The 24,084-nt window shown below is 68.3% G+C and carries 23 protein-coding genes; 14 read left to right on the forward strand and 9 right to left on the reverse strand.

Features of this window, described 5'->3' with window-relative positions:
* Positions 1–40: 40 nt before the first annotated feature.
* Entirely contained in the window at positions 41–1,363 is a 1,323-nt protein-coding gene (locus ACIA12_RS37710) for a hemolysin family protein (RefSeq protein WP_396372218.1), read from the forward strand.
* Here ACIA12_RS37710 and ACIA12_RS37715 read toward each other — a convergent pair.
* From ACIA12_RS37715 to ACIA12_RS37730, 4 genes are read right to left on the reverse strand one after another with little or no spacing between them, the layout of a single operon-like run.
* Positions 1,360–2,628 carry an MFS transporter gene (locus ACIA12_RS37715; protein WP_396372219.1) on the reverse strand — a complete coding sequence of 423 codons (1,269 nt, stop codon included), beginning with the start codon at positions 2,626–2,628 and terminating at the stop codon, positions 1,360–1,362. The genes ACIA12_RS37710 and ACIA12_RS37715 overlap by 4 nt on opposite strands.
* Entirely contained in the window at positions 2,625–3,245 is a 621-nt protein-coding gene (locus ACIA12_RS37720) for a helix-turn-helix domain-containing protein (protein WP_396372221.1), read from the reverse strand. The genes ACIA12_RS37715 and ACIA12_RS37720 overlap by 4 nt, the downstream gene beginning before the upstream one ends.
* A gap of 54 nt (positions 3,246–3,299) precedes the next feature.
* A complete protein-coding gene (locus tag ACIA12_RS37725; RefSeq protein ID WP_396372223.1) occupies positions 3,300–4,589 on the reverse strand; it encodes a protein kinase in 1,290 nt (429 codons plus the stop codon).
* A 37-nt stretch (positions 4,590–4,626) separates the two neighbouring features.
* Positions 4,627–5,454 (reverse strand): alpha/beta fold hydrolase, encoded by an 828-nt coding sequence (locus ACIA12_RS37730; RefSeq protein WP_396372224.1) that lies wholly within the window; start codon positions 5,452–5,454, stop codon positions 4,627–4,629.
* Between the two features lie 143 nt (positions 5,455–5,597).
* Here ACIA12_RS37730 and ACIA12_RS37735 point away from each other — a divergent pair, with 143 nt between their 5' ends.
* Complete coding sequence (locus ACIA12_RS37735; RefSeq protein WP_396372226.1) at positions 5,598–5,975, forward strand: YciI family protein; 378 nt, start codon at positions 5,598–5,600, stop codon at positions 5,973–5,975.
* Between the two features lie 77 nt (positions 5,976–6,052).
* Here ACIA12_RS37735 and ACIA12_RS37740 read toward each other — a convergent pair whose 3' ends face one another.
* Entirely contained in the window at positions 6,053–7,042 is a 990-nt protein-coding gene (locus tag ACIA12_RS37740) for an N-acetylglucosamine kinase (protein WP_396372227.1), read from the reverse strand.
* 257 nt (positions 7,043–7,299) lie between these two features.
* Between ACIA12_RS37740 and ACIA12_RS37745 the strand changes: the two genes are divergently transcribed.
* The 8 genes from ACIA12_RS37745 to ACIA12_RS37780 all read left to right on the forward strand — a co-directional run bounded on the left by ACIA12_RS37745 (position 7,300) and on the right by ACIA12_RS37780 (position 14,748).
* The gene (locus tag ACIA12_RS37745; RefSeq protein ID WP_396372229.1) at positions 7,300–8,100 is read left to right on the forward strand and encodes a sugar isomerase domain-containing protein; all 801 of its coding nucleotides are present in this window, start codon (positions 7,300–7,302) and stop codon (positions 8,098–8,100) included.
* 23 nt (positions 8,101–8,123) lie between these two features.
* Positions 8,124–9,542 carry an N-acetylglucosamine/diacetylchitobiose ABC transporter substrate-binding protein gene (ngcE, locus tag ACIA12_RS37750; protein ID WP_396372230.1) on the forward strand — a complete coding sequence of 473 codons (1,419 nt, stop codon included), beginning with the start codon at positions 8,124–8,126 and terminating at the stop codon, positions 9,540–9,542.
* A 2-nt stretch (positions 9,543–9,544) separates the two neighbouring features.
* Complete coding sequence (locus ACIA12_RS37755; RefSeq protein WP_396372232.1) at positions 9,545–10,537, forward strand: carbohydrate ABC transporter permease; 993 nt, start codon at positions 9,545–9,547, stop codon at positions 10,535–10,537.
* On the forward strand, positions 10,534–11,424 hold the full coding sequence (locus ACIA12_RS37760) for a carbohydrate ABC transporter permease (RefSeq protein WP_396372234.1): 891 nt from the start codon (positions 10,534–10,536) through the stop codon (positions 11,422–11,424). Before ACIA12_RS37755 ends, ACIA12_RS37760 begins: the two co-directional genes overlap by 4 nt.
* A gap of 144 nt (positions 11,425–11,568) precedes the next feature.
* Positions 11,569–11,997, forward strand: a complete 429-nt coding sequence (locus ACIA12_RS37765; RefSeq protein WP_396372236.1) for a carboxymuconolactone decarboxylase family protein — start codon at positions 11,569–11,571, stop codon at positions 11,995–11,997.
* A gap of 71 nt (positions 11,998–12,068) precedes the next feature.
* Complete coding sequence (trpS, locus tag ACIA12_RS37770; protein ID WP_396372237.1) at positions 12,069–13,133, forward strand: tryptophan--tRNA ligase; 1,065 nt, start codon at positions 12,069–12,071, stop codon at positions 13,131–13,133.
* Between the two features lie 6 nt (positions 13,134–13,139).
* Positions 13,140–13,652: a 2'-5' RNA ligase family protein gene (locus ACIA12_RS37775; protein ID WP_396372239.1), complete on the forward strand. Its 513-nt coding sequence runs from the start codon at positions 13,140–13,142 to the stop codon at positions 13,650–13,652.
* 28 nt (positions 13,653–13,680) lie between these two features.
* Complete coding sequence (locus ACIA12_RS37780) at positions 13,681–14,748, forward strand: YihY/virulence factor BrkB family protein (protein ID WP_396372240.1); 1,068 nt, start codon at positions 13,681–13,683, stop codon at positions 14,746–14,748.
* Here the strand turns inward: ACIA12_RS37780 and ACIA12_RS37785 are convergent.
* The 4 genes from ACIA12_RS37785 to ACIA12_RS37800 all read right to left on the reverse strand — a co-directional run bounded on the left by ACIA12_RS37785 (position 14,745) and on the right by ACIA12_RS37800 (position 19,657).
* On the reverse strand, positions 14,745–15,923 hold the full coding sequence (locus tag ACIA12_RS37785; RefSeq protein WP_396372242.1) for a D-alanyl-D-alanine carboxypeptidase family protein: 1,179 nt from the start codon (positions 15,921–15,923) through the stop codon (positions 14,745–14,747). The genes ACIA12_RS37780 and ACIA12_RS37785 overlap by 4 nt on opposite strands.
* Positions 15,924–15,956: 33 nt before the next feature.
* The gene (locus ACIA12_RS37790) at positions 15,957–16,898 is read right to left on the reverse strand and encodes a zinc metalloprotease (protein WP_396372244.1); all 942 of its coding nucleotides are present in this window, start codon (positions 16,896–16,898) and stop codon (positions 15,957–15,959) included.
* 136 nt (positions 16,899–17,034) lie between these two features.
* Positions 17,035–17,988, reverse strand: coding sequence for a hypothetical protein (locus ACIA12_RS37795; RefSeq protein ID WP_396372245.1), 954 nt, complete (start codon positions 17,986–17,988; stop codon positions 17,035–17,037).
* A gap of 25 nt (positions 17,989–18,013) precedes the next feature.
* The gene (locus tag ACIA12_RS37800; protein ID WP_396372247.1) at positions 18,014–19,657 is read right to left on the reverse strand and encodes a hypothetical protein; all 1,644 of its coding nucleotides are present in this window, start codon (positions 19,655–19,657) and stop codon (positions 18,014–18,016) included.
* Positions 19,658–19,862: 205 nt separating this feature from the next.
* On the opposite strand from ACIA12_RS37800, the gene ACIA12_RS37805 reads away from it, so the two are divergent.
* From ACIA12_RS37805 to ACIA12_RS37820, 4 genes are read left to right on the forward strand one after another with little or no spacing between them, the layout of a single operon-like run.
* Positions 19,863–21,227 carry a glutamine synthetase family protein gene (locus tag ACIA12_RS37805; protein WP_396372249.1) on the forward strand — a complete coding sequence of 455 codons (1,365 nt, stop codon included), beginning with the start codon at positions 19,863–19,865 and terminating at the stop codon, positions 21,225–21,227.
* The gene (locus ACIA12_RS37810; RefSeq protein WP_396372250.1) at positions 21,208–21,930 is read left to right on the forward strand and encodes a gamma-glutamyl-gamma-aminobutyrate hydrolase family protein; all 723 of its coding nucleotides are present in this window, start codon (positions 21,208–21,210) and stop codon (positions 21,928–21,930) included. The genes ACIA12_RS37805 and ACIA12_RS37810 overlap by 20 nt, the downstream gene beginning before the upstream one ends.
* Positions 21,927–23,288: an aldehyde dehydrogenase family protein gene (locus ACIA12_RS37815; RefSeq protein ID WP_396372252.1), complete on the forward strand. Its 1,362-nt coding sequence runs from the start codon at positions 21,927–21,929 to the stop codon at positions 23,286–23,288. The genes ACIA12_RS37810 and ACIA12_RS37815 overlap by 4 nt, the downstream gene beginning before the upstream one ends.
* Complete coding sequence (locus ACIA12_RS37820) at positions 23,289–24,065, forward strand: 3-oxoacyl-ACP reductase (RefSeq protein ID WP_396372254.1); 777 nt, start codon at positions 23,289–23,291, stop codon at positions 24,063–24,065. It begins immediately after the preceding gene.
* Positions 24,066–24,084: the final 19 nt, after the last annotated feature.

Here is a 24,084-nt window from a genome sequence, read left to right on the forward strand (position 1 = left end):
CTCCTGCCGACTCGGAGAGGGCGCTAGGAATCCCCAGCTCATGAACGAGACCCTGCTCAACATCGTCCTGATCTTCGTCTTCGTGCTGATCGGCGGGGTGTTCGCCGCCGCCGAGATGGCGCTGGTCTCCCTGCGGGACAGTCAGCTGAAGTCGATCTCCCAGCGCGGCAAACGCGGTGAGACGGTCGCCCGGGTGGCCGCGAACCCCAACCGCTTCCTGTCCGCCGTCCAGATCGGCGTGACCCTGATGGGCTTCCTGTCGGCCGCCTTCGGTGGCGCGACGCTGGCCGACAGCCTGTCGCCGCGACTGGAGCAGCTCGGCCTGCCGGAGTCGGTCGCGAGCACCGTCGCGCTGATCCTGATCACCATCGCGATCTCGTATGTGTCGATCGTGATCGGCGAGCTGGCGGCCAAGCGGCTCGCGCTGCAGCGGGCCGAGACGTTCGCGCTCGGCCTGGCGCCGCTGGTCGACAAGATCGCCTCCGGCGCCCGGCCGGTGATCTGGCTGCTGTCCAGGTCGACCGACCTGGTGGTCCGCGCGCTCGGCGGCGACCCGAACGCGAACCGCGAGGTGATGAGCGACGAGGAGCTGCGCGAGATCGTCTCCGCGCACGAGTCGCTCGGCGAGGAGGAGCGCCGGATCGTCGACGACGTCTTCGAGGCCGGTGGCCGGCAGTTGCGCGAGCTGATGCTGCCGCGGACCGAGGTGGACTTCGTCGACGCGGAGATGCCGGCGTACAAGGCGGTGAAGTTCGCGGCGGAGCGGCCGCATTCGCGGTACCCGGTGATGAACGGCTCGGCCGACGACATCGTCGGGTTCGTGCACGTCCGCGACCTGTTCGACCCCGCGGTCGCGACCCGCTCGGTCCGGGTCGGCGATCTCGCCCGCGAGGTGCTGATGCTGCCCGACACCGCCAAGCTGCTGCCGACGCTGACCGAGATGCGCCGGCGCAGTACGCACCTGGCGATCGTGCTCGACGAGTACGGCGGTACCGCCGGCATCGTCACGCTCGAGGATCTCGTCGAGGAGCTGATCGGCGACATCAAGGACGAGTACGACGAGGAGTCGACGGAGACGACCCGGTTGCGCAGCGGCGACGTCGAGGTGGACGGCCTGCTCAACCTCGACGACTTCGCCGACGAGACCGGCGTCGAGTTGCCCGACGGCCCGTACGAGACCGTGGCCGGCTTCATCGCCGCCCAGCTCGGCCGCGTTCCCTCCGTCGGCGACGAGGGCTCGGTCGACGGCTACAAACTCACCGTCAAGGAGATGGACGGCCGCCGGGTGGCGCGCGTCCGGGTCCACCGCGTCGCGACAGATGACTCGGAGCAGCCGGCCACCGACCAGACGATCACCGACTAGACGACGGCCGCAGGCTCGGGCTCGGCCGGTGCGGGCGTCAGGATCCGCAGCCGGCTCAGCACGACCACGCCGCCCACGGAGAAGCCGAGTCCCTGGATCACCAGCATCGGGATGATGCCGACCACGTCGCCGAGCGCTCCCGCGCCGACGATGCCCACCAGCACCGCGAGCCCTTCGGTCGCGAACAGCGCCCCGAAGACACGTCCACGCGAAGCGTCGTCGGTGAGCCGCTGGATCACCGTCATCAACCCGGCGACCATGAACGCCCCGGGTACACCCACGCTGACCATACAGACGAAGGCCGGCGCCAAACCCTTCCAGAACAAGGGATACAGGAACAGCGCCAGGTCGATCAGCCCGAACGCAACCGCCCCAAACCCCCAGAGCTTCGTCGCCGAGAATCGCGATCCGACGGCCGCCGCGATCAGCCCGCCCGCGATCCCGCCGACCGCCTGCGACGAGGTGATCAGCCCGTACGCCGTACCGTCACCGCCCAGCTCCGCCGAGACGAACGGCGCGAACAAGGTGCTCATCACGCCCTCCCCGACCCCGGTCACCAACCCGAAGACGAACACCAACCGCAACGCCGGCCCGCTCAGGCAAACCCGGATCCCCTCCACCCACTCGCCCCTGATCCCTCGTACTGCGACCCGCAACCCACCGACCCGCTCGACCTTCACCCGCTCCGGGCGATGCCGCACGCCAAGCAGGAAGGTCATCGCGATCAGATAGGTCGCCGCATCGACCAAGGCGAGCAAGGGGAGTCCGCCGGCCGCCGCCAGCACCCCGCCGACCCCGGCGCCCACCAGCCGCGAGATGTCGTTGGCCTGGCTGTTCAGCGAGTTGGCGGTGACCAGTTGCGGGGCCTCGACCAGTGCCGGGATCAGCGACTGCTCGGCCGGCCGGAAAAATTGCTGAAGGCAACTTTGCGCCAGGATCACCAGGTAGATCAGCCAGAGCGTGTCACCGTCCCGGACCAGCAACAGCGGCAGCAACACCAACGCGTGCAGGAGATTCGTGATGACCATCGTCCGGCGCCGGTCCCACCGATCGACGAACACACCGGCCAGCGAGCCGAGCAGCACCAACGGCAGGAACGAGGCCAGCAACAGGCCGCCGGACGCGAGCGTCGAGCCGGTCAACGCATAGACATGGAACGCGAGCCCGATCCGCAGGATCCAGTCACCGGTCAGCGACACCAGCCCTGCGCTCAGTACGAGCCGATAGTCCCGACGCCGCGCGAGCACCTCCCACAGATTCCTCATTGATCCTCCTCGGCGACGGACTCGTCCGGCGGGTGGACGACGACGATCCGGGTGATCTCCACCAGCCGGCTCCCCGGCGGCCGGGTGGACTTGTCGTCGATCGGGCGCTCGTCGACGTACCGCATCACCAGCGCCTGCACCTGCTCCTCGAGCTCCACGAACTCGTCGCGGGTCAGATAGATCCCGGTCCGCCCGATCCCGGCGTTCTGACGCCAGGCCGGCTCCTCGGCCGCTCGCTGCTTCTGCCAGACCGCCAGCTCGTCCAGCGCGCGCTCGGCCATCAACTGCTCCAGTACTTCGGCAGCCGCCGCGGCCTCCGGCGAAAGGTCGGCGTCGGCCCAGGTCTGCGACGTCGACACCGCTCGCCACGGCCGCTCGCGGTTGTCCTTGCCCTGCGCCGGCTCCACGAAGTCGTACTTCGCCAGCTGCCGCAGGTGATGTGAGGCCAGGGCCTGACTGATCCCCAGCCGCCGCGCCGCGTCCGCGGCAGTCAGCGGCCCCTCCCGCCCCAGCAGCGACAACAGGTCCAGCCGCACCGGATGAGCCATCGCTCTGATCGCCAGCGGGTCGTCCAGCAGCCGCCGCCGACGAGGATCCTCCGAAGATTCCAAAGACATGCTTGGAATATGCGCCGACCTGAATCGGATGTCAAGCCCTTGCTTGGAATAGTGTCAGCCGGTCGGCTTGCCGGTGTGCCGCGGCTTGGGAGTCCGCGTCGGCTTGGTCGGCTTCGGCTTCTTGGTCGCCTGAGGTTCGGTCGCCTGCGGCTCGGTCGACGACGGCTTGGTCGACTGCGGTTTTGTCGCCTGCGGTGGCGGCACCGAAGACGTGACCGCGGTGGCCTCGACCGAGGTACTGGCCGTCCGGACAGGTTCACCCGCTCCGGAGGTCGTCTTCGAAGCCACGGTCGGCGGGCGCGTCGAAGGCCGGGAGACCGGGCCGCCGGAGACCGAGCTGGTCGGGGCCGGTACCGACGGCTGGTGCTCATCAGTGGCCGGCCGCTCGGTGTTCGTATCGATCAGGATGCCGATGGTCGAAGCGGCCACGACCGCCAGCACGGCCGCCGCCGCGACGAGCAAACTGCGGTACGGCCGGCGGCGTACCGGCAGGAGCGGCTCAACGGCAGTGGGGGCGAAGGGCGGAGCCGCCACGCCAGCCGCCACCTGCGCGGCCGTCGGGCGCTGGGCGGGATCCTTGTTCATCATCCAGAACAGCAACGCCTCCGGCTCACCCGCGCACTGAGGGCGTAGTTCGCTCGGTGGGGTCGCCGTGACCTGCACGTGCTGGTACATGATCGACGCGGCATCCTCGGCCTGGAACGGCGGATGGCCGGTCAGCAACTCGTAGAGCACACAGCCGAGCGCGTACACATCCGACGCGGCGCCGGCCGGCTTCCCGATCGCCCGCTCGGGAGCGAGGTAGTGGGTAGTACCGACGACCTGCCCGGTGGCTGTCAGGGTGGTGGTCGTGTCGCCGAGGATCCGGACGACGCCGAAGTCGGCCACCTTGACCAGGCCGTCGTCGGTGACCAGCAGGTTGCCCGGCTTGATGTCGCGATGTACCAGGCCGTGCTGATGAGCGGCGGCGAGCCCGGCCGCCGCCTGCCGCACGATCTCGACGGCCCAGTCCGGATCGAGTGGACCCCGCCAGTTGAGTTCCACGCTGAGCGGGTGGCCCTCGACGAGTTCCATCGCGAGGAAATAGCCGTCCTGATGAGGCCCGAAGTCGTACGTGGCGACCACGTACGGATCGCAGATCATCGCCGCGGCCCGGGCCTCGCGCCGGAACCGTGCCTGGGCTTCGGGCCCTTCCCTCGTCGGAAGCAACATCTTGATGGCGACGTCGCGGCCCAGCAGTTCGTCCTTGGCCCGGTAGACGGCGCCCATCCCGCCGCGGCCTACCGGATCGCCCAGCCGATAGCGCCCGGCGACCAGCTCGCCGAGCTTTCCAGGTGACGTCATCCTGGCTTCGTACCCACCCAGACCGGTCATGAAGCGATTACGGCAGGTTATAGATCCAATCCAGTCCGGATTCGGCGTGCTCGACGATGGTGAAGTGGCTGTCGGCCGGGAAACTGCGGAGTTCGGCGGCCGGGCAGTGGACGGCGAGCCAGTGGCCGTGCGCGTTGGGGATGATGCCGTCCTTCTCTCCGTGCAGGAGCAGCGTCGGCGCCACGATCGTGGCCGGGTCGCAGCCCCACGGGGTGACATAGGAGATGTCGTCGTCGATCTGCCCGTACGGTCCGGCGTCGAGCCCGCCGCCCGCGACCTTGCCTAGCCAACCCCACGGACCGTCGAACAATGCGAAGTCCTTGGCGGTGAACTCCGGGTCGTACTCGACACCAGAGGCCTCGTACGCCTCCTTCTCCGAGCGTCCGCCAAGCGCCGCCCGCAACGCGGCCTGCCCCGACGGCACCATCCCGTCGAACCAGTCCAGTCCATCCACCCCGTACGGCGCGATGGCGGCCAGCGTGACGGCGGCGCGCACCCGCTCACGGAGTACAGCCGCGGTGCCCAAGGCATAGGACCCGCCGCCCGAGTACCCGACGACCGCGAACCGGTCGATCCCAAGCGCATCGGCGACCTGCTCCACGTCCCTCGCGACGGACGCCGTCGTCCGCCCAGGTGCGGGAGTAGAGCCGCCGTACCCAGGCCGGTCGAACGAGATCCACCGCAACCCCAGTCGCTCGGCGGCCGGGAACAGCGGCTCCGGCGGGGCTCCCAGGTTGGGCGTGCCGTGGTTCCAGAAGACCGGCAGGTCGCCCCGGCCGGTGTCGTAGACGTGCAGGGTCCGGCCGTCGCTCAGCTGGAGGTCGGTCTCGTTCATGGCGTTCACCTTAGGGTCGATCCGGTCTGTCGGCCGGTACGTCGTACCGGCTCCGGATCACTCGACATTCCCGGAATGTCGAGAACGCCGGTGAGCCTCCGACCTGTGCTGCGAGGATCCACTCGACGGAAGGGAACACAGCCATGAAGTACATGTTGCTCATCCACAGCAACCCGGTGACCTGGGGACATCCGTCCTTCCTGCACACCGAAGAAGGCAGGAAGCTGCCGAAGGCGGCCCGGGATGCGCTGGCCGCACAGCTCGACGGCCTGCTCGACGAGTTGCGCGAGCGTGGCGAGCTGATCGCGGCCGAGCCGCTGGCCGCACCGCACGAGACCAAGGTGGTCCGGGTCCGGGAGGGCGTCCGCGCCACCACGGACGGCCCGTACTCCGAGGCGAAGGAACAGCTCGCCGGCGTCTTCATCATCGACGTCGCCACGCCCGAGCGCGCCGAGGACATCGCCGCCCGGATCCCGGAGGCACAGCAGTACGCGATCGAGCTCCGGCCGATCTCCATGTAATGCGGTACGGCTCCATGTAAACGCAGTACGGCCCGGTGACGGAGAGCCACCGGGCCGTAGTACTGGGGGGGATAGGACTAACTGACCAACCGTGTGTGGTTGTCGTTGGTCGCCAGCGCCGGGTCAAGGACGCCCAGTGCCAGCCAGGTCGCGCCGCCGACGCCGTCGTGGGCGGTCAGCACCTCGCCGTCGAAGTGGTCGTGAATGCTTTGCCGCAGCAATCGGCCGACCGGCGACGATTCACCGGCAACACTGCCGGCCAGCACCAACGGGCCGTTGTCCGACGTTGTCCACAGCCGGCTGACCGTTTCTATGAGCAGTTCGGCTGCGCGTTTCACCAAGGCGTGGGCGGTCTTGTCGTTCTGCTCGTACGCCGCCACGACCGGACGGGCCAGCTCGGCCAGCAGTACCGGTGGACGGGCGTTCACCGTGCGAATCAGGTCGTCACGGAGCAGATCGTAGCCCTCACGCTCCGCGCTGGTGGTCGGATCGCGGTCCGGCAGCACGGCCTCGACGACCGCCTCGCCGAGCACGCCGAGCGGCTCGCCCAGATCGATCGCGCGCAGCACACTGCGCATTGCCTCCCGGCCGAGCCAGAATCCCGAGCCGTCGTCGCCGAGCAGCCAGCCGTGGCCGCCGGCGGTCCGGACCAGTTCGTGGTCGCGGACCAGACCGGTGTTGCTGCCGGTGCCCGCGATCAGCACGGTGCCGTCCGGCTCCGGCGTACCGGAGGCGAAGGCGACCTCGAGATCGCCGATGAACCGCGGTACCACCGTCAGCCCGGCGCCGGCCCAGGCCGCGTCGAACTGCGCCTTCACGTCCGGCCGGCCCAGCGCCGAACCGCCGGCGGTGCCGATCACGGCGGCCTTCACGGTGGCCGGATCGACACCCTGCAGAGCAGCGTGAACGGCCTGGCCGAAGTTGGCCGCGGCGGTTGCCGGGTGGCTGGTCGGATTCCCGCCGGCCGCGGCCCCGCGGCCTACTACGTTGCCCTCATGGTCCGCGATCACGATCCGGGTGGAGGTGCCGCCGAGGTCGCCGCCCAGGACCAGTGTGGATGCTGGCATCAAGACCACTGATTCCTTTGGTTGCGCGAGTGGGCGTTCGACCGACATAAGCAATGCTCCAAACTGCTCGAAAGAGTCTAGTCGTGAACAACAATGGACAAGGTCACGCAACGGTCCCGATCTGGGAGGAAGAGTGAGATGAGCCTTGACTTTAGCTGTCAGGTGAGAAAAGTTCTGTCCAGCAAACCGCAAACTTGCGCACTTGTCGGCATCAGGTGTGTCGCGGCGATCAATTTAGTCGAGGGGTGGGGCCGCTGATGGCCAGCACGGCAGACGGCAGCAAGCACGCTGCCAACGGTATCGAGGGCGGTTTGAGCGCGCAGGCCTTTGTTCACGCGCTCACTCCGATCATGGCCGCCGTGACCACCCAGATCGACGGCCCGATCCAGCAGGCGGCCGATCTGTTCACCGCCTCGCTGCGCGCCGACGGTGTCATCCAGGCCTTCGGCTCGGGTCACTCCGAAGCACTCGCGATGGAGATCGCCGGCCGCGCCGGCGGGCTGATCGCGACCAACCGGATCGCGCTGCGCGATCTGGTCCTGCTCGGTGGCGAACCGCCGGAGCTGCTCCGCAGCGCCGAGCTGGAGCGCGACCCGCAGTACTCCCGGAAGCTCTACGAACTGTCCGCGGCCCGGCCGGGCGACGTGTTCGTGATCGCTTCCAACTCCGGCGTGAACGGCTCGATCGTCGAGCTCGCCTCAGTGGTGAAGGAGCAGGGCCACCCCCTGATCGCGATCACCTCGCTGCAGCACACCAGTGGGGTCGACTCGCGGCACCCGTCAGGCAAGAAGTTGATCGACTTCGCCGACGTGGTGCTCGACAACCACGCCCCGTACGGCGACTCCGTACTCGATCTGCCCGATGGAGGCAAGGTTTGCGCCGTGTCTTCCATCACCGCGGCCCTGATTGCGCAGATGCTGGTCGCGGAGGTTCTGCGCCGGCTGACCGAGGCCGGCGAGAAGCCTCCGGTCTACCTGTCCGCGAACATCCCGGGCGGCGACGACCACAACCACGCCCTTGAAGCACAGTACGCCGGCCGGATCCGTCGTACTGCTTGAAACACTCTCGGAAGGCGGGACCAATGACCACTCCCAACAACCTGTCGCGGCGGCTGTTCCTGCAGCGCGCGGCGGTCGGCACCCTGCTGGCCACCGGCGGCAGCACGCTCCTGGCAGCCTGCGCCGGCAGCGGTAGCGACGACAGCGGGTCCAGCGGTGGCGGCGCGGACAAGACCGCGGACAACCCGTTCGGTATGGCCGACAAGGCCACTGTCGACGCGGTCATCTTCAACGGCGGCTACGGCTTCGACTACGTGACGTTCGCGGCCGACATCGCGCAGAAGAAGTTCGCCGGCTCGACCTTCAAGGTCGCTCCGTCGACCCAGATCGCCCAGCAGCTGCAGCCGCGCTTCGTCGGTGGCAACCCGCCGGACCTGATCGACAACTCCGGCGCGAACCAGATCGGCTTCAACACGATCCTGGACCAGCTGGCGACGCTGGACGACGTCTTCGAGGCCAACAACTACGAGGGCCAGAAGATCGCCGACACGCTGTACCCGAACGCCAAGAACCCCGGCACCTTCGACGGCAAGTTCGTCGCGATGAACTACGTGCTCACCCTGTACGGCCTGTGGTACTCCGAGAGCCTGTTCAAGGAGAACGGCTGGGAGCCGCCGAAGACCTACGACGGTCTGCTCGAGCTCGGCGCCAAGGCCAAGGCCAAGAACAAGTACCTGTTCGTCTGGGGCAAGGAAGCCGCTACCTACTACCACACGATGGCCGTCGACGGCGCCATCAAGGAGGGTGGCGACGAGGTCCGGCTGGCGCTGGAGAACCTGAAGGAGAACTGCTGGTCGATGCCGCAGTTCCAGGGCATCTTCAAGGCCATGGAGACGATGGTCAAGAACGGGTACTTCGTGCCCGGCGGCGCCGGCACCCAGTTCACCGCCGCGCAGGCGAAGTGGAGCAACGACCAGCAGGCCCTCCTCTACCCCTCGGGCTCGTGGATCGAGAACGAGATGAAGAAGGCCACCAAGTCCGGCTTCCAGATGAAGGGTGTCCCGGAGCCGACGCTCACCGAGAGCCCGAAGCTGCCGTACGAGTCGCTGCGCAGCGCGGCCGGCGAGCCGTTCATCGTCCCGGCCAAGGGCAAGAACGTTGCCGGCGGCAAGGAGCTGCTGCGGGCCATGCTGTCCAAGGAGGCGGCGACCAACTTCGCCAAGACCCGGCTCGCGCCGACCATCGTCAAGGGCCTGGTGCCCGCTGACGGCTTCGGCTCGACCGCGCTGCAGTCGCAGACCGCGATGCTGGACGCGGCCGGTACGAACATCTTCGACTACCAGGTCTTCGGCCTGTACGGCATGAACACCGACCAGCTGGTGGTCTGGAACTCGTTCCTGTCGGGTCAGACCGACGCGGCCGGCCTGACCAAGGGCCTGCAGCAGATCACCGACAAGGTGCGGAACGACAGTTCCGTCAAGAAGATCCCGGTCACGAAGTGACCGTGACGCCAAACGTTGTGCCGGACGGCGGGCCCCAGCGGCCCGCCGCCCGGCGGCGCCGTCGGCCGCTGACCTTCGACCGGGTCAGCTTCATGGTCGTGTTCCTCGGCCTGCCGCTGGCGGTCTTCGTGATCTTCGTGGTCTCGCCGTTCGTGCAGGCGCTGTGGTACTCGCTGACCGACTGGTCCGGCTTCAGCTCGAAGATGAACTTCGTCGGCTTCGACAACTACGTCAAGCTGTTCCACGACGACATCTTCCTGAAGGCCGTCCGCAACAACGTCGAGCTGGCGATCGTGGTGCCGATCGTGACGATCGTGCTGGCGCTGACGCTGGCCACGCTGGTGACGATCGGTGGCTCGGGTACCGGAACCGTGCGCGGACTGAAGAACTCCGGCTTCTACCGGATCGTCTCGTTCTTCCCGTACGTGATCCCGGCGATCGTGATCGGCCTGATCTGGGCCCAGGTGTTCACCCCGACCACCGGCATCCTGGACGCCGTGTTGTCGAAGATCGGGCTGCACGGGTTCGAGGACTACGCGTGGCTCGGTGACGCCCAGACCGCGATGCCGGCCTCGATGTTCGTGATGATCTGGGGCTTCGTCGGCTTCTACATGGTGCTGTTCATCGCCGCCATCCGGGGAATCGACCCCGAGGTGTTCGAGGCGGCCCGGATCGACGGGGCCGGCCGGTTCCGGACGGCGATCTCGCTGACCCTGCCGCTGATCCGCGACAACGTGCAGACGGCCTACATCTATCTGGGCATCGCCGCCCTCGACGCGTTCGTCTACATGCAGGCGCTGAACCCCGGTGGTGGCCCGCAGAACTCGACCCTGGTGATGCCGCAGCAACTGTTCACCACGGCCTTCGCCAAGGGGCAGTTCGGTTACTCGACGGCGATGGGCGTGATCCTGGCCGCCGTGACGATGTTGTTCGCGCTCTTGGTCTTCACGGTGAACACCCTGACCGGCGGACGTGAACGGAAGGTACGCCGATGACGACAACCACCGCCGACCGGCCCGCCGTGGCCGGGGCCCGTGCACCGCAGAAGCGGGCCCGGGAAGGCCGGGGCGTTGCCACCACCGCGCACATCGCGCTGATCCTGTGGTCGCTGCTGGTGATCCTGCCGCTGGTGTGGACGGTGCTGTCCTCGTTCAAGTCGACGCAGGAGGTGCTGGGCAACCCGCTGTCGCTGCCCGGCAAGCTGCGGTTCGGCAACTACGCCACCGCCTGGACGACCGCCGGTATCGGCCGCTACTTCACCAACACGGTGATCGTGGTGGCCTCCGCGCTGGTCCTGGTGATGATCCTGGGCGCCATGTGCGCATACGTGCTGGCCAGGTTCTCGTTCCGTGGTAACCGGCTGATCTACTACAGCATGCTGGCCGGCCTGACCTTCCCGGTCTTCCTGGCGATCGTGCCGCTGTTCTTCGTGCTGAAGAACCTGTCGTTGCTGAACACCCTGCCAGGGTTGATCATCACCTACGTCGCGTTCGCGCTGCCGTTCACCGTCTTCTTCCTGCACAGCTTCTTCAAGGCGCTGCCGGGTGAGGTCTACGAGGCGGCGCAGATCGACGGCGCCGGTGAGTGGCGCACGTTCTTCTCGGTGATGCTGCCGATGGCCCGGCCGGGGATGGCTTCGGTGGCCATCTTCAACTTCCTCGGGTTGTGGAACCAGTTCCTGCTCCCCGTCGCGCTGAACACCGACTCGAAGAACTACGTGCTCTCGCAGGGCATGGCCTCCTTCGCGTCACAGGCCGGCTACGCGGTCGACTTCGGCGCCCTGTTCGCGGCCGTGGTGATCACGGTGGCGCCGGTGCTGGTCGTCTACATCGTCTTCCAGCGCCAGCTCCAGGTCTCCGTCACCCAGGGCAGTGTGAAGTAGCCAGCCGCTCGCAGGACCCCAGCGGTGGCCGCAACCTCCTCGGAGGTGGCGGCCACCGTTTCGTTTTCCAGCGGGCGGAATATCCTCAGGATCTCCCGAGTTATCACCAACTGGTTGGTTAGTTAATCGAGAAGGAGACCTCTGATGACCGGCAGCACAGCGACGACCCCCGAGCAGGACTACGCCCGGGCACTGGACACCGCCGAGCAGTTGCTCGGCTTCCGGCTGGAACGATTCCTCGGCCAGGGCGTGGGCGAGCCCGCGAACGGCGCGGACTTCAAGCGGCTGGCCACCCAGCACGCGTTCGGTGACGCCTGGCCGCGGCAGGGGGTGCTCGACACCCGGACCCGTGCCCTGGTGTCGGTCACGATCGCCGCGACCCTCGGCACGCTCGAGCCGCTGCGTGGTCAGTTGCGGATCGCCCTGAACAACGGCGTCACCCCGGAGGAGATCGTCGAGGCTTTCATCCAGCTCGAGGCCTACGCGGGTGCGGCCCGTGCTTTCGAGGGCTACCAGGTGGCCCTGGAGGTCTTCGCCGAGAAGGCGGCCGACGGCGACCCGGCGACCACATAATTTCGGGATTATGACCAAGTGAAAGCCGCCCGGGTGTGGAAGAGAGCCGCGGCGCTGGCAGAATCGGGCCCATGTCAGCAGCCGTCCCTGGGGACACCCCTGTGCAGGCCGCCGGATCCGAGCGACGCCCGCGCGTCCTCTCCGGTATCCAGCCGACCGCGGATTCCTTCCACTTCGGCAACTACCTGGGCGCGGTCCGCCAGTGGGTGGCGCTGCAGGAGGATCACGACGCGTTCTACTGCGTCGTCGACCTGCACGCGATCACGGTCGAGTACGACCCGAAGGTACTGCGGGAGCGCACCCGCCGCTCGGCGGCCCAGCTGCTGGCCGCCGGCATCGACCCGGAGCGGTCGACCCTGTTCGTCCAGTCGCAGGTGCCCGAGCACGCCCAGCTCGGCTGGGTCCTCGGCTGCATCACCGGCTTCGGCGAGGCCAGCCGGATGACCCAGTTCAAGGACAAGTCCGCCAAGGGCGGCGCGGACCGGGCCACCGTCGGGTTGTTCACCTACCCGATCTTGCAGGCCGCGGACATCCTGATCTACCAGGCCGACCGGGTCCCGGTCGGCGAGGACCAGCGCCAGCACCTGGAGCTGACCCGCGACCTGGCGCAGCGCTTCAACCACCGGTTCGGCAAGACCTTCCGGCTGCCCGAGCCGTACATCGTCAAGGAGACCGCGAAGATCTCCGACCTGCAGGAGCCGACCGCGAAGATGAGCAAGTCGGCGTCCTCGCCGGCCGGCATCATCGAGCTGCTCGACGACCCCAAGGTGAGCGCGAAGAAGATCCGGTCGGCGGTCACCGACTCCGGCCGCGACGTGATCTTCGACCCGGAGAACAAGGCCGGCGTCGCGAACCTGCTGACCATCTACTCCGCGCTCAGCGGCAAGAAGATCAGCGAGCTCGAGGACGAGTACGCCGGCCGCGGCTACGGCGACTTCAAGAAGGACCTGGCCGAGCAGGTGGTCGAGTTCGTCACCCCGTTCCGGGCGAAGACGCTGGAGTACCTGGACGACAAGGCCCAGCTGGACGCGATCCTGGCGGCCGGCGCCGAGCGCGCTCGCGCTGTCACCGAGCCGACGCTGCAGCGGGTCTACGACCGGCTCGGCTTCGTACCCGGCCCTGCGTTGGGCCGGTAGGCCGCGATGGCGACAATCGGCGTGGCCATCCCGATCGCCGAACCGTACGGCACCGAGCTGCAGAAGCACCGGGCCGAGTTCGGCGACCCGATGGCGGCCTCGATCCCGACCCACGTGACGTTGCTGCCGCCGACCGAGGTGCCTGACGCGGATCTGGCAGTGATCGACGAGCACCTGCTGGCGGTGGCGGCCCGGTTCCCGAGCTTCCGGATCCGGCTGCGCGGTACGGCGACCTTCCGGCCGATCTCGCCGGTGGTGTTCGTCCCGCTGGCCGAGGGGATCTCGTCCTGCGAGGTGCTGCAGTCGCAGGTGCGTTCCGGCCCGCTGGAGGTCGCGCTGCGGTTCCCGTACCACCCACATGTCACGGTGGCGCACGATCTGGACAAGGACGCGCTGGACCGCGCGTACGACGCGCTCTCGGAGTACGACGTGGCCTTCGACGTGTCGGCCTTCAGCCGGTACGAGCACGGCGCCGACGGCGTGTGGCGGCCGCAGCGGTCATTCCCGCTGGCAGGGTAGGACTTCTTACCAGGGGTACAGGAGTCGCATGGGGATCAAGCAACGGGCCAAGGCAGTCTGGGCGCGGTTCAGCCGGACGCAGTTGTGGCGGGCCTGGAAGCGGTACGGCGATCGGCGCGGCAACCGGTTGGCGGGGGCAACGAGTTTCTTCGGCTTCCTGTCGATGTTCCCGCTGATCGTGCTCGCGGCCGCGGTGACCGGGAAGCTGCTGAACAAGGACGCGGTCAGCCGGCTGAAGACCGGCCTGAAGACGAACCTGCCGGGGATCGGCGACAAGATCGACCTGAACTCGCTGATCAGCAACGCGGGCACGATCGGGCTGATCTCGGCGGTCACGCTGCTGCTCACCGGCCTGGGCTGGATCGACTCGTTGCGCGCCTCGATCCGGTCCATGCACGAGCTCGACGACCAGCCCGGCAACATGGTCAAGCTCAAGCTGGAGGACCTGGGCGCGCTGGTCGGGCTGGGCCTGATCGGTGCGATCGCGACCGGCGCCTCGTCGATCCTGACCGGGCTGTCCCGCAAGATCGTCGGCTGGACCGGCCTGGAGGGCACCTGGTTCGCCAACTGGGGTCTCGACCTGATCAGCCTCGTGGTCGGGATCGCGGCGGGCGCCGTGCTCTTCCTGTACCTGCAGACGGCGATGCCGCGGATCATCCTGCCCCGCAAGGTCGCGCTGATCGCGGCCGTCGCCGGTGGCGTGCTGTTCTACCTCGCGCAGAAGCTGGGCAACGGCTACGTCAACAACGTGATCGGCAACAACGCGGCGTACGGGACGCTGGCTCTGCCGCTCGCTCTGCTGGTGTGGATCTACCTGATGACCCGGGTGATCATGCTGATCGCGGCCTGGACCAAGGAAGCCTCCCTGGACGCCAGCCCGCACCCCATCGAGGCCGAAGAGCTGACCCCCGATGCGATCCCAGCAGCCGACGCCGGCGACCTCCTCCCGGGCCCACCGGGCAAGAAGTACAAGGTAGTCCCCATCCCAGCCCGCAAGGCCGACACAGTAGCCGTAGCCGCCGGCGCAGTCCTCGGCGTAACAGCCACAGCCATAGCCGTCCAACTAGCCAGAGCCACCCGCAGCCTCAAGCGCTAGCGCCGTCTTGCTTTGGCTGCTGCTTTTGCTCTGGGGCGGAGGGCTCGGGGGCGGCGGAGGAAGAGGGGGAGCAGCAGGAAGGGCGGGGCGGCCCAGGCCCAGGTGGGGATCTTGTAGGCGACCGAGTGGACCAGGGCTGTTGAGACCCGGGCAGTGCGGACGCGGAGCGGCGGGAGGGCCGAGGCCTTCTTGGAGGTGTTGGGGCCCTCGCCCTGGGTGGTGCTGGCCGTCTTGGGTGGCGCGGCGGCGGCCGGCTTGACCAGGGTGCCGACCGGGGACAGCGCGGAGTACGACTTGAAGGCCCAGTCCAGCAGGTTGGAGGCGTCCTGGGTGATGCCGTGCGGTGAGTTCATCATCGTGACGACCAGCGTGTGCCCGTCCCGCCGGGCCGCGCCGACGAACGTGTTGCGGGCCAGCGTCGTGTAACCGGTCTTCACGCCCAACGCGCCGTCGTAGTTGAACAGCAGCTTGTTCTGGTTGGCGACCTGGTAGCTGCCGCCGTTCTTGGCCAGCGGGAAGTTCGTGTACTTCGTCGACGCGTACTTCGCGAAGTCCGGCCGGCTCAACCCCGCCTGAGCGAAAAGCGCCAGATCGTACGCGCTCGAGTACTGCCCATCGGCATCCAGCCCGGTCGGATCGGTCACGTGAGTGTCGAGCGCCCCGATCTCGGCGGCCTTCTTGTTCATCCTCTGAATGGTCCCCGGCACGCCGCCCTGGTCATGACAAACCAGCGCATGGACCGCGTCGTTGCCCGACGCCAGGAACATCCCCTGGAACAGCAGGTCGACCGAATAGCGCAGCCCGGGGTAGACCCCGACCTTGCTCCCGATGATCGCCGCGTCCGCGTCGCTGCCGATCACCTGGTCGCTCTTGTTGAGCCGCGGCAGCAGTACCAGCGCAGTGAGCGTTTTGAGCGTGCTGGCCGGCCGCAGCTTGGCATGCGGCGCCTTGGCCGCCAGTACGTCGCCGGTGTCCACGTCGGCGATTACGTACGCCGACGCCTGCACGGCCGGCGGCGTCGCCCCATCGGCGACCACCGTCGGCTCCGTGGTCAGCTGGTCGCCGCCGACCGGGGTGTTGAGACCCTGGTCGGCGGCGGTCGCAGCAAGAGGTCCGGCCACCGCGAGAGCCGTGGAGGCTACCGCGGTGGCGCAGGCCGTCAGGAGGACACGCATCGGCGGCACTCTAGACGCCCGATGGGGCAGGAGTCACGCGCGGTAGGCAGTCCACGCGTTCGAGATGCGCGTGCTCTGGCCCGGGGTGAACTGGTTGTAGCAGGAGTCGTACGAGTAGTCCATGTAGTTGTGGATCGGGTCCAGGCCGGGCAGCGAGCAGGAGTCACGGCCGGTCGGGCAGCCTGAGCTGGAGCTGCTCTGGGCCGGCGTGTCGGAGACCGAGTCGTTCGTGCTAGTGCAGCCACCCTGGAAGGTGTGGTACAGCCCGAACCAGTGCCCGGCCTCGTGCGAAGCGGTCTTGCCGAGGTTGAAGTTGGTCGACGAACCGCCCGGCAGCGAGCTGTACTGCACCCGGATGCCGTCGATCGACGGGTTGCTCGCGTAGTCCCAGGGGAAGGTCGCGATCCCCAGGTACGAGAAGTCGAGCAGCCAGATGTTGAGCGCGTTCTTACCGCCCTTGCGGGTCTGCGCCCGGTACGTCGTGCTCTGGCCGTCCGTGTGCCAGGTGCTGTTGTTGAACCGGTCCGTACCGGCCAGGTAGAACGTGAAGCCGGTGTTGGCGGCCGCCGACGACTCGCCACCGGCGAAGTCCTGGTTCAGCTCGGCGATCTGCTGGTTGATCTGCGTGGCGGTGACGTCGCCGGCGCCGGTGCTGCTGCGCATCACGTGGATGTAGACCGGCACGCTGGCGCCGGCGAGTTTGCCGGCCTTCGGCGCGAGTCCACGGGCCTGCTTGGCGGCGACCAGCTGTGCGGTCCTCGCGTCGATCGCCTTCTGCTCGGCGACCGACAGCTCCCGGGTGTCGGCGCCGAAGCCGCCACGCGCGGACGGGCCTTCGGACGGCTGGAAGCACGGGTTGGTCAACTGGTCCGCCGGCAGCTTCGCGGTGGCCTGGCCACCGAGCGGGCTGAAGGCGAGGGCAGTACCGGCCAGCATGACGGCCAGTACGCGGGGGCGGGTGATGAGAGATCGCATGGAAGCGCTCCTCGGATCATTGGCCGCGGGGCGGGCGGCCGGATCAGCCGATTTTGGGCGTCATCCCGCCAACTGAAAAGCCGTTCCCTGTCAGATAGGTGCCACGGCAGTACTGCGCCGGAACCCCGCCCGACAACTACCGTTGACCCGCGAAGGCGGTCGTCCGGGCCTTGAGGAAGGACCTGGCCTCGTCGCCGGCCAGATAGCCCCACGGCATCTCGGTGGGGTTGTCGCCGAGCCGCTCGAACACCGTGGCCGCGGCCGCCAGGTCCCCACTCTGGCTGAAGGCGAGCGCGAAGGTGTTGAGATACAGCGGCCAGCCCGGCCGGAACTCCGCCGCAGGGTGCCAGATCGACAGTCCGGCAGCGGTCCGCAGATCCGCCCGCACGTCCTCCCGCGTCATGTACTGCGTGCGCTCCTCACCCTTCAGGTCGATCATCACCTCGAGGTGAGCCTGCGCGACGAGCGTGTGCAACATGCTGCCGTCCCCGCCGCGGGCGGCGCCGTCCCGGGCGAACTGGTGCATCCACTCGTGATTGCCGGACCACTTCGCGCACAGCGTCTGCAGCCACTCGGCGTGCGCCTTCAGACTCGTGGGGTGTCGCTGGATCGCCTGCGCGAAGCGGAACTCACCGTCCTCCAGGGGAAGCTCCAGTCCCCGAGCCGTCCGCACCAGGAAGGCCCAGGCGGCCGCCTCGTCCGGCGTGCGCATGACGACGTCGTACAGGCTGGCTTCGGCGAGCCGGAGTCGTTCGAAGAAGAGCGCGAACCGCTCACGAGCCGTGTACTTCGCCCGATACCCGCCACGGGCGTCCCACGCCCAGGCCACCGCATGGCAACCGCGAACCAGTTGGGCCAGCACGTCGTCACCCGCCAGCGTCCCGATCCAGTCCTGTACGCCGGGAACCGCCCCGCACGTCTCGAGCAGGAACGCCTTGTCATCCGGGTGCTCCGCCGCCACCAGGACGGCCCGTGCTGCCGGCCAGTCCTGGCGGGTCAGCGCATCGCGCAGTGCCCAGGCCTGCTGATCGCCCATGCAGGGGTCGATCTCCAATGCCGGTCCGGCGGTGCCCCGGCGTAGTGGACTCATTGACGCGTTCCTTCGTGATCGGTCATCAGCGGCCACGCTGCTGTCTGACGAAGTTGATGACGCCGAGCGCGCCGCCGACGATGAGGATCTTGGTGACGAAGGCCGGGAGGCTCAGTGCCACGATCACGGGCAGAGCGACGCAGACGAACAGCGCCGGGACCCACACCTTGGGGGACTGGACCCAGTTCCTGAAGTTGTCGATCCGCCTGACCCGCTTCCAGGGGATCTCCTCGCGCGAGCGGGCCGGCAGCGGGATCCGCAGCTGCTCGGGCACCGCGGCGTCGACCAGTGCGACCGCCTCGCTGCCCTTGCGCCACAGTGTCGGCTCGACCGGCACCTGGAAACCGTCCTGGCGAATCAGCCGTCGGCCGCCGTCCTCGAAGGCGAGCACTCCGGCCAGCTCGTCGTACCTCGCCGCGGACGGGCCGGCGGTCTCCAGCCGGGTCTCGGTCTCGCTGACGAACAGCAGGTCCGTGCTCTCCGGGCTGTCGATCGAGCGGAACTGCCGCCCGCTCGGCTTGCCGGCCGGGGTCGGAGAGGCGCCCAGCCAGGCCAGCTGTGGGTCGCCGGCGCCGTCCGGGTCCACCGAGACCAGCAGATCTGTCCAGAGGGCGTAGGCGGCTCGCCTGACGTCCTCGACCGTGGTCGCGTCGATCTCCGCTGCCACCTCATCCACGCTCGTCGCCGCGGGCCTGCCCAGCAGCGTGTCGCTCGCGGCCAGGACCGGCAGCCATCGCTCAGCCGGCTCTTCGCTCATCCGCCGGAGGTGCTGAGCGAGGTCGTCGCGCAGCTCCGTCGGGTCGGGACCGCGGTCGCGAAGCCGGCGCACCACGGCAGTGGCCTCGCCCACCACGACCCGGACCGCCTCGGGGACGATCTCCATCCCCGCGGTCACCATCGCGTGATCGGCGTCGACCAGCTCGTAGGACGACCAGGCGCTGTAGCCGACTCCCCAGTTGTGCCGCAGGCCGTGTTGCAGGTCGCGCTCCAGCGCACGCTGCAGGGCCGTCGCGGCGTACGACCGGTCCACCCGCCCGGACAGGGCGAACTTGTTCGGCCGGCCGGCGATGCCCGCCTGCTGCGGTGCGTCGCAAGGCACGGCCACCGGCGTCGGGATCCGCGCGCCCGGCGGCAGCGGCAACTCGAGCCCGGCGGGCGGCGGCCCGGACAGGGCGAGGACCGCGTTGCCCTGGGCGAAGGCCCGGGCGGCGAGCTCACGGAGCCGATCCTCGTCGGCGGTGTAGAGGCCGAACTCGTCGTCGCCGACCAGTCCGGGACCGCGGGCGCCGTACCGCCAGAACAGGTGACCGCTGACCTCGCCGAAGCCGCGGCCGGAGCCCTCGGCGCGCAGCACCCGGCGTTCGTGCTCCAAGCCTGAAAGGTCCGGCTCGCTGACCCACCGGCAGACGTCGCGGAGGAAGGCCACGACCTCGTCGGGCTCGCCCTCGACATCGAAGCTGGTGTGCAGCAGGCTGACGTGCCCGTTGACCGGTGTCCGGATGGAGTCCCGGCCGTGCAGCGCGAGATGCTCGAGCAGGTGCAGCCAGCCGCGGGTCGGCAGTGTCTCGTCGACCATGCCGGCCCGGAACCACAGACTGGCTCGGAGCCTGCCCTGGCCGGGCGCCCAGTGGACGGGTACTCCGTCCACCTCCGTCGACCGCAACTTCATGCCGGATCCCCCCAGCTCGTGACCTGTACCGGGCCATCTTGCCGGATGTCGAGGGCAGGCCCGGGAAGTTTTCCACCTGACCGGGGTGGTGGGGTGGGGTCAGCGATTGCACAGCTGCAGCTTTTGACATCCCACATTGACATCGGCCGCCTGGCTTGCGTCAATGGACTGACAGCAGACCAATAGAACCCTTTCGGGAGTGACCGTGAGCTCTAGGACCGGCAGGCTGACCGTGCAGGAACTCCGGGACCAGGTCGGAGCCGGCCAGATCGACACCGTGCTGGTCGCGATCACCGACATGCAGGGGCGGTTGCAGGGGAAGCGCTGCGGCGCCCGGTACTTCGTCGAAGAGGTGCTCGCGCACGGTACCGAGGGGTGCAACTACCTGCTGGCCGTGGACGTCGACATGAACACCGTCGACGGCTACGAGATGTCGTCGTGGGAGCGCGGGTACGGCGACCTGCTGATGGCGCCCGATCTCGACACTCTGCGGCTGCTGCCCTGGCTCGAAGGCACCGCGCTGGTGCTCTGCGACGTCCAGTGGCTCGACAAGACCCCGATGCCCGCGTCGCCGCGGCAGATCCTCAAGAAGCAGCTCGACCGGCTCGCCGAGCGCGGGCTGAAGGCATACGTCGGTACCGAGCTCGAGTTCATCGTCTTCAACGACACCTTCGAGCAGGCCTGGTCCAAGAGCTACAAGGACCTCGACCCGGCCAATCAGTACAACGTCGACTACTCCCTGCTCGGCACCGCCCGGATCGAGCCGCTGCTGCGCGACATCCGCAACTCGATGGAAGGCGCCGGCCTGTACGTCGAGTCCGCCAAGGGCGAGTGCAACCTCGGCCAGCACGAGATCGCCTTCCGGTACGACGAGGCGCTGGCGACCTGCGACAACCACTCGATCTACAAGAGCGGCGCCAAGGAGATCGCGGCCAAACACGGCAAGAGCCTGACCTTCATGGCCAAGTTCGACGAGCGCGAGGGCAACTCCTGCCACATCCACCTGAGCTTCCGCAGCAACGACGGCGCCGCGGTCCTCGCCGGCGACAACGAGTACGGCTTCTCCGACCTGATGGAGCAGTTCATCGCCGGCCAACTGGCATGCCTGGAGGAGTTCACCTACCTGCTCGCGCCGAACATCAACTCGTACAAGCGGTTCGTGGCCGGCAGCTTCGCGCCGACGGCCGTTGCCTGGGGCATCGACAACCGCACCTGCTCGCTGCGGGTGGTCGGCCACGGCGAGTCCTTGCGCGTCGAGAACCGCCTGCCGGGTGGCGATGTGAACCCGTACCTCGCCGTCGCCGCCCTGATCGCCGCCGGCCTGCACGGGATCGAGAACGAGCTCGAGATGGAGCCGATGCTCGAAGGCAACGCCTACACCTCCGACAAGCCGCACGTACCCTCGACCTTGCGCGAGGCGGCCGCGCTCTTCGGTGGCTCGAAGATCGCCCGCGAGGCCTTCGGTGACGAGGTCGTCGACCACTACCTGAACGCGGCCCGCGTCGAGCTGGATGCCTACGACGCGGCGGTGACCGACTGGGAGCGGATCCGTGGCTTCGAACGACTCTAAGCCGCGCATCGGCATCACCACCTACCTCGAGCCGATCATCTGGGGAGTCTGGCACCGCGATGCCGCCCTGCTGCCGCGCGTCTACCTCGACTCGGTGGTCGCGGCAGGCGGCGTACCGGTGTTGCTGCCACCTGTCGGTACGGACCCGTCGATCCTCGAAATCCTCGACGGCCTGATCATCGCGGGCGGTTGTGACGTCGATCCAGCCTCGTACGACGCTGTGCCACACCCCGAGACCGTCGACACCCGGCCAGGTCGCGATGAGCACGAAGCCATCCTGATCAGGGCGGCACTCGATGCGGACCTGCCGCTGCTCGCGATCTGCCGGGGACTGCAGATGCTCAACGTGACGCTCGGCGGCACGCTGCAACAGCATCTGCCCGACGCGGTGGCCCATGACGAGCACCGGCCGTCGCCCGCGATCTTCGGCCGTACCGAGGTCAAGGTCGAGCCGGACACCCTGGCAGCAAGCCTGTTCGGCGAGACGACGAACGTCCACTGCTACCACCACCAAGCGCTCGATCGGGTCGCCGACGGCCTCCGGGTCACCGCGAGGGCCGGCGACGGCACCGTCGAGGCGGCGGAGGTGGACGGCAGCACTTTCGCGCTCGGCGTCCAGTGGCATCCCGAGGAGAACCCCGAAGACCTGCGGCTGTTCGCCGCACTCGTTGCTGAAGGCAAGAAGAGGAGTACCCGCCGGTGACGCACGACGTGATCAATCCCGCGACCGAGAAGGTTGTCCGCAGCATCGAGCTCGCCTCGCTCGAGGATGCTGATGCCGCGATCGCCCGGGCCGCGGAGGCCTTCACCACCTGGCGTGCGGTGACACCCGCCGATCGTGGCCGGTTGCTGCGCAGATTCGCCGACGCGGTCGACGCCGATCTCGAGAACCTTGCTCAGCTCGAGGTGGAGAACGCTGGCCACACGATCAGCAACGCCCGCTGGGAAGCCGGCAATGTGCGGGACGTGCTCAACTACTACTCGGCCGCACCCGAGCGGTTGTTCGGCAAGCAGATTCCCGTTGCCGGAGGCATCGACCTCACCTTCCATGAACCGCTCGGCGTGGTCGGCATCATCGTGCCGTGGAACTTCCCGATGCCGATCGCCGGCTGGGGTTTCGCCCCCGCGCTGGCGGCCGGCAACACCGTCGTCCTCAAGCCGGCCGAGCTGACTCCCTTGACGGCCATCCGCATCGGTGAGCTGGCGTTGGAGGCCGGGCTGCCGCCGGGAGTACTGGAGATCGTCCCGGGCGCCGGAACAGTCGTCGGGCAGCGGTTCGTGACGCATCCGGCCGTTCGCAAGGTCGTGTTCACCGGCTCGACCGGAGTCGGCAAGCAGATCATGGCGGGCTGCGCCGACCAGGTGAAGCGGGTGACGCTGGAGCTGGGTGGCAAGTCGGCGAACATCGTCTTCGCCGACTCGGATCTGGCCAAGGCGGCCGCCCAGGCGCCGTACGGGGTGTTCGACAACGCAGGCCAGGACTGCTGTGCACGGTCGAGGATCCTGATCGAGCGGACGGCGTACGACCGGTTCATGGAGCTCCTTGAGCCTGCCGTGCAAGGCGTGAAGGTCGGCGATCCCAGCGACCCCGCGACCGAGATGGGCCCGCTCATCTCGGCGCAGCAGCTCCAACGAGTCGCGAGCTACGTCCCCGATGACACGCAGGTGGCCTTCCGGGGCAGCGCGCCGAGCGGCCCCGGCTACTGGTTCCCGCCGACGGTGCTCTCGCCGGTGAACCCCGGTGATCGGGTCGCCCGGGAGGAGATCTTCGGGCCGGTCGTCGCGGTGATCCCGTTCGAGGACGAGGCCGACGCGCTCCGGATCGCCAACGACTCGGAGTACGGGCTGTCCGGGTCGATCTGGACCCGGGACGTCGGCCGGGCGCTGCGGGTCGGCCGCGGGGTCGAGGCGGGCAACCTGTCGGTCAACTCGCACTCGTCGGTGCGCTACGCCACGCCGTTCGGCGGCTACAAGCAATCCGGGCTCGGTCGCGAGCTCGGGCCGGACGCGCTGGACGCGTTCACCGAGACCAAGAACATCTTCATCAGCACGGAGGACTGAATGGACGTCAAGGCAAACAGGCTCGAGGGCCGGGTCGCGGTCGTCACCGGCGGCGCGAGCGGCATCGGCCTGGCGTCGGTACGGCGGCTGGCGGCCGAAGGCGCCAAGGTGGTCGTCGCCGACATCGACCCGGCGGCCGGCAAGGCGACCGCGGACGAGGTCGGCGGGCTGTTCGTCCAGGTCGACGTGACCGACGACGCGCAGGTGGAGAACCTCTTCAAGCAGGCCTGCGACACCTTCGGCAGCGTCGACATCGCCTTCAACAACGCCGGCATCTCGCCGCCCGAGGACGGCTCGATCCTGGAGACCGGTCTGGAGGCGTGGCGCAAGGTGCAGGAGGTCAACCTGACCTCGGTGTACCTGTGCTGCAAGCACGTCATCCCCTACATGCAGCGCCAGGGCAAGGGCTCCATCATCAACACCGCCTCGTTCGTCGCGGTGATGGGCGCGGCCACCTCGCAGATCTCGTACTCCGCCTCGAAGGGCGGCGTGCTCGCGATGAGCCGCGAACTGGGCGTCGAGTTCGCCCGGCAGGGCATCCGGGTCAACGCGCTGTGCCCCGGCCCGGTCAACACGCCGCTGCTGAAGGAACTGTTCGCCAAGGACGAGGAGCGGGCCAACCGGCGCCTGGTGCACGTACCGATGGGCCGGTTCGGTGAGCCGGAGGAGATCGCGGCCGCGGTCGCCTTCCTGGCCAGCGACGACTCGTCCTTCATCACCGCCAACACGTTCCTGGTCGACGGAGGCATCTCGGGCTCGTACGTGACTCCGCTCTAACCTTGGGCAGGATCAACGG

This window comes from Kribbella sp. NPDC051620, assembly GCF_044453825.1.
Lineage (GTDB): Bacteria > Actinomycetota > Actinomycetes > Propionibacteriales > Kribbellaceae > Kribbella.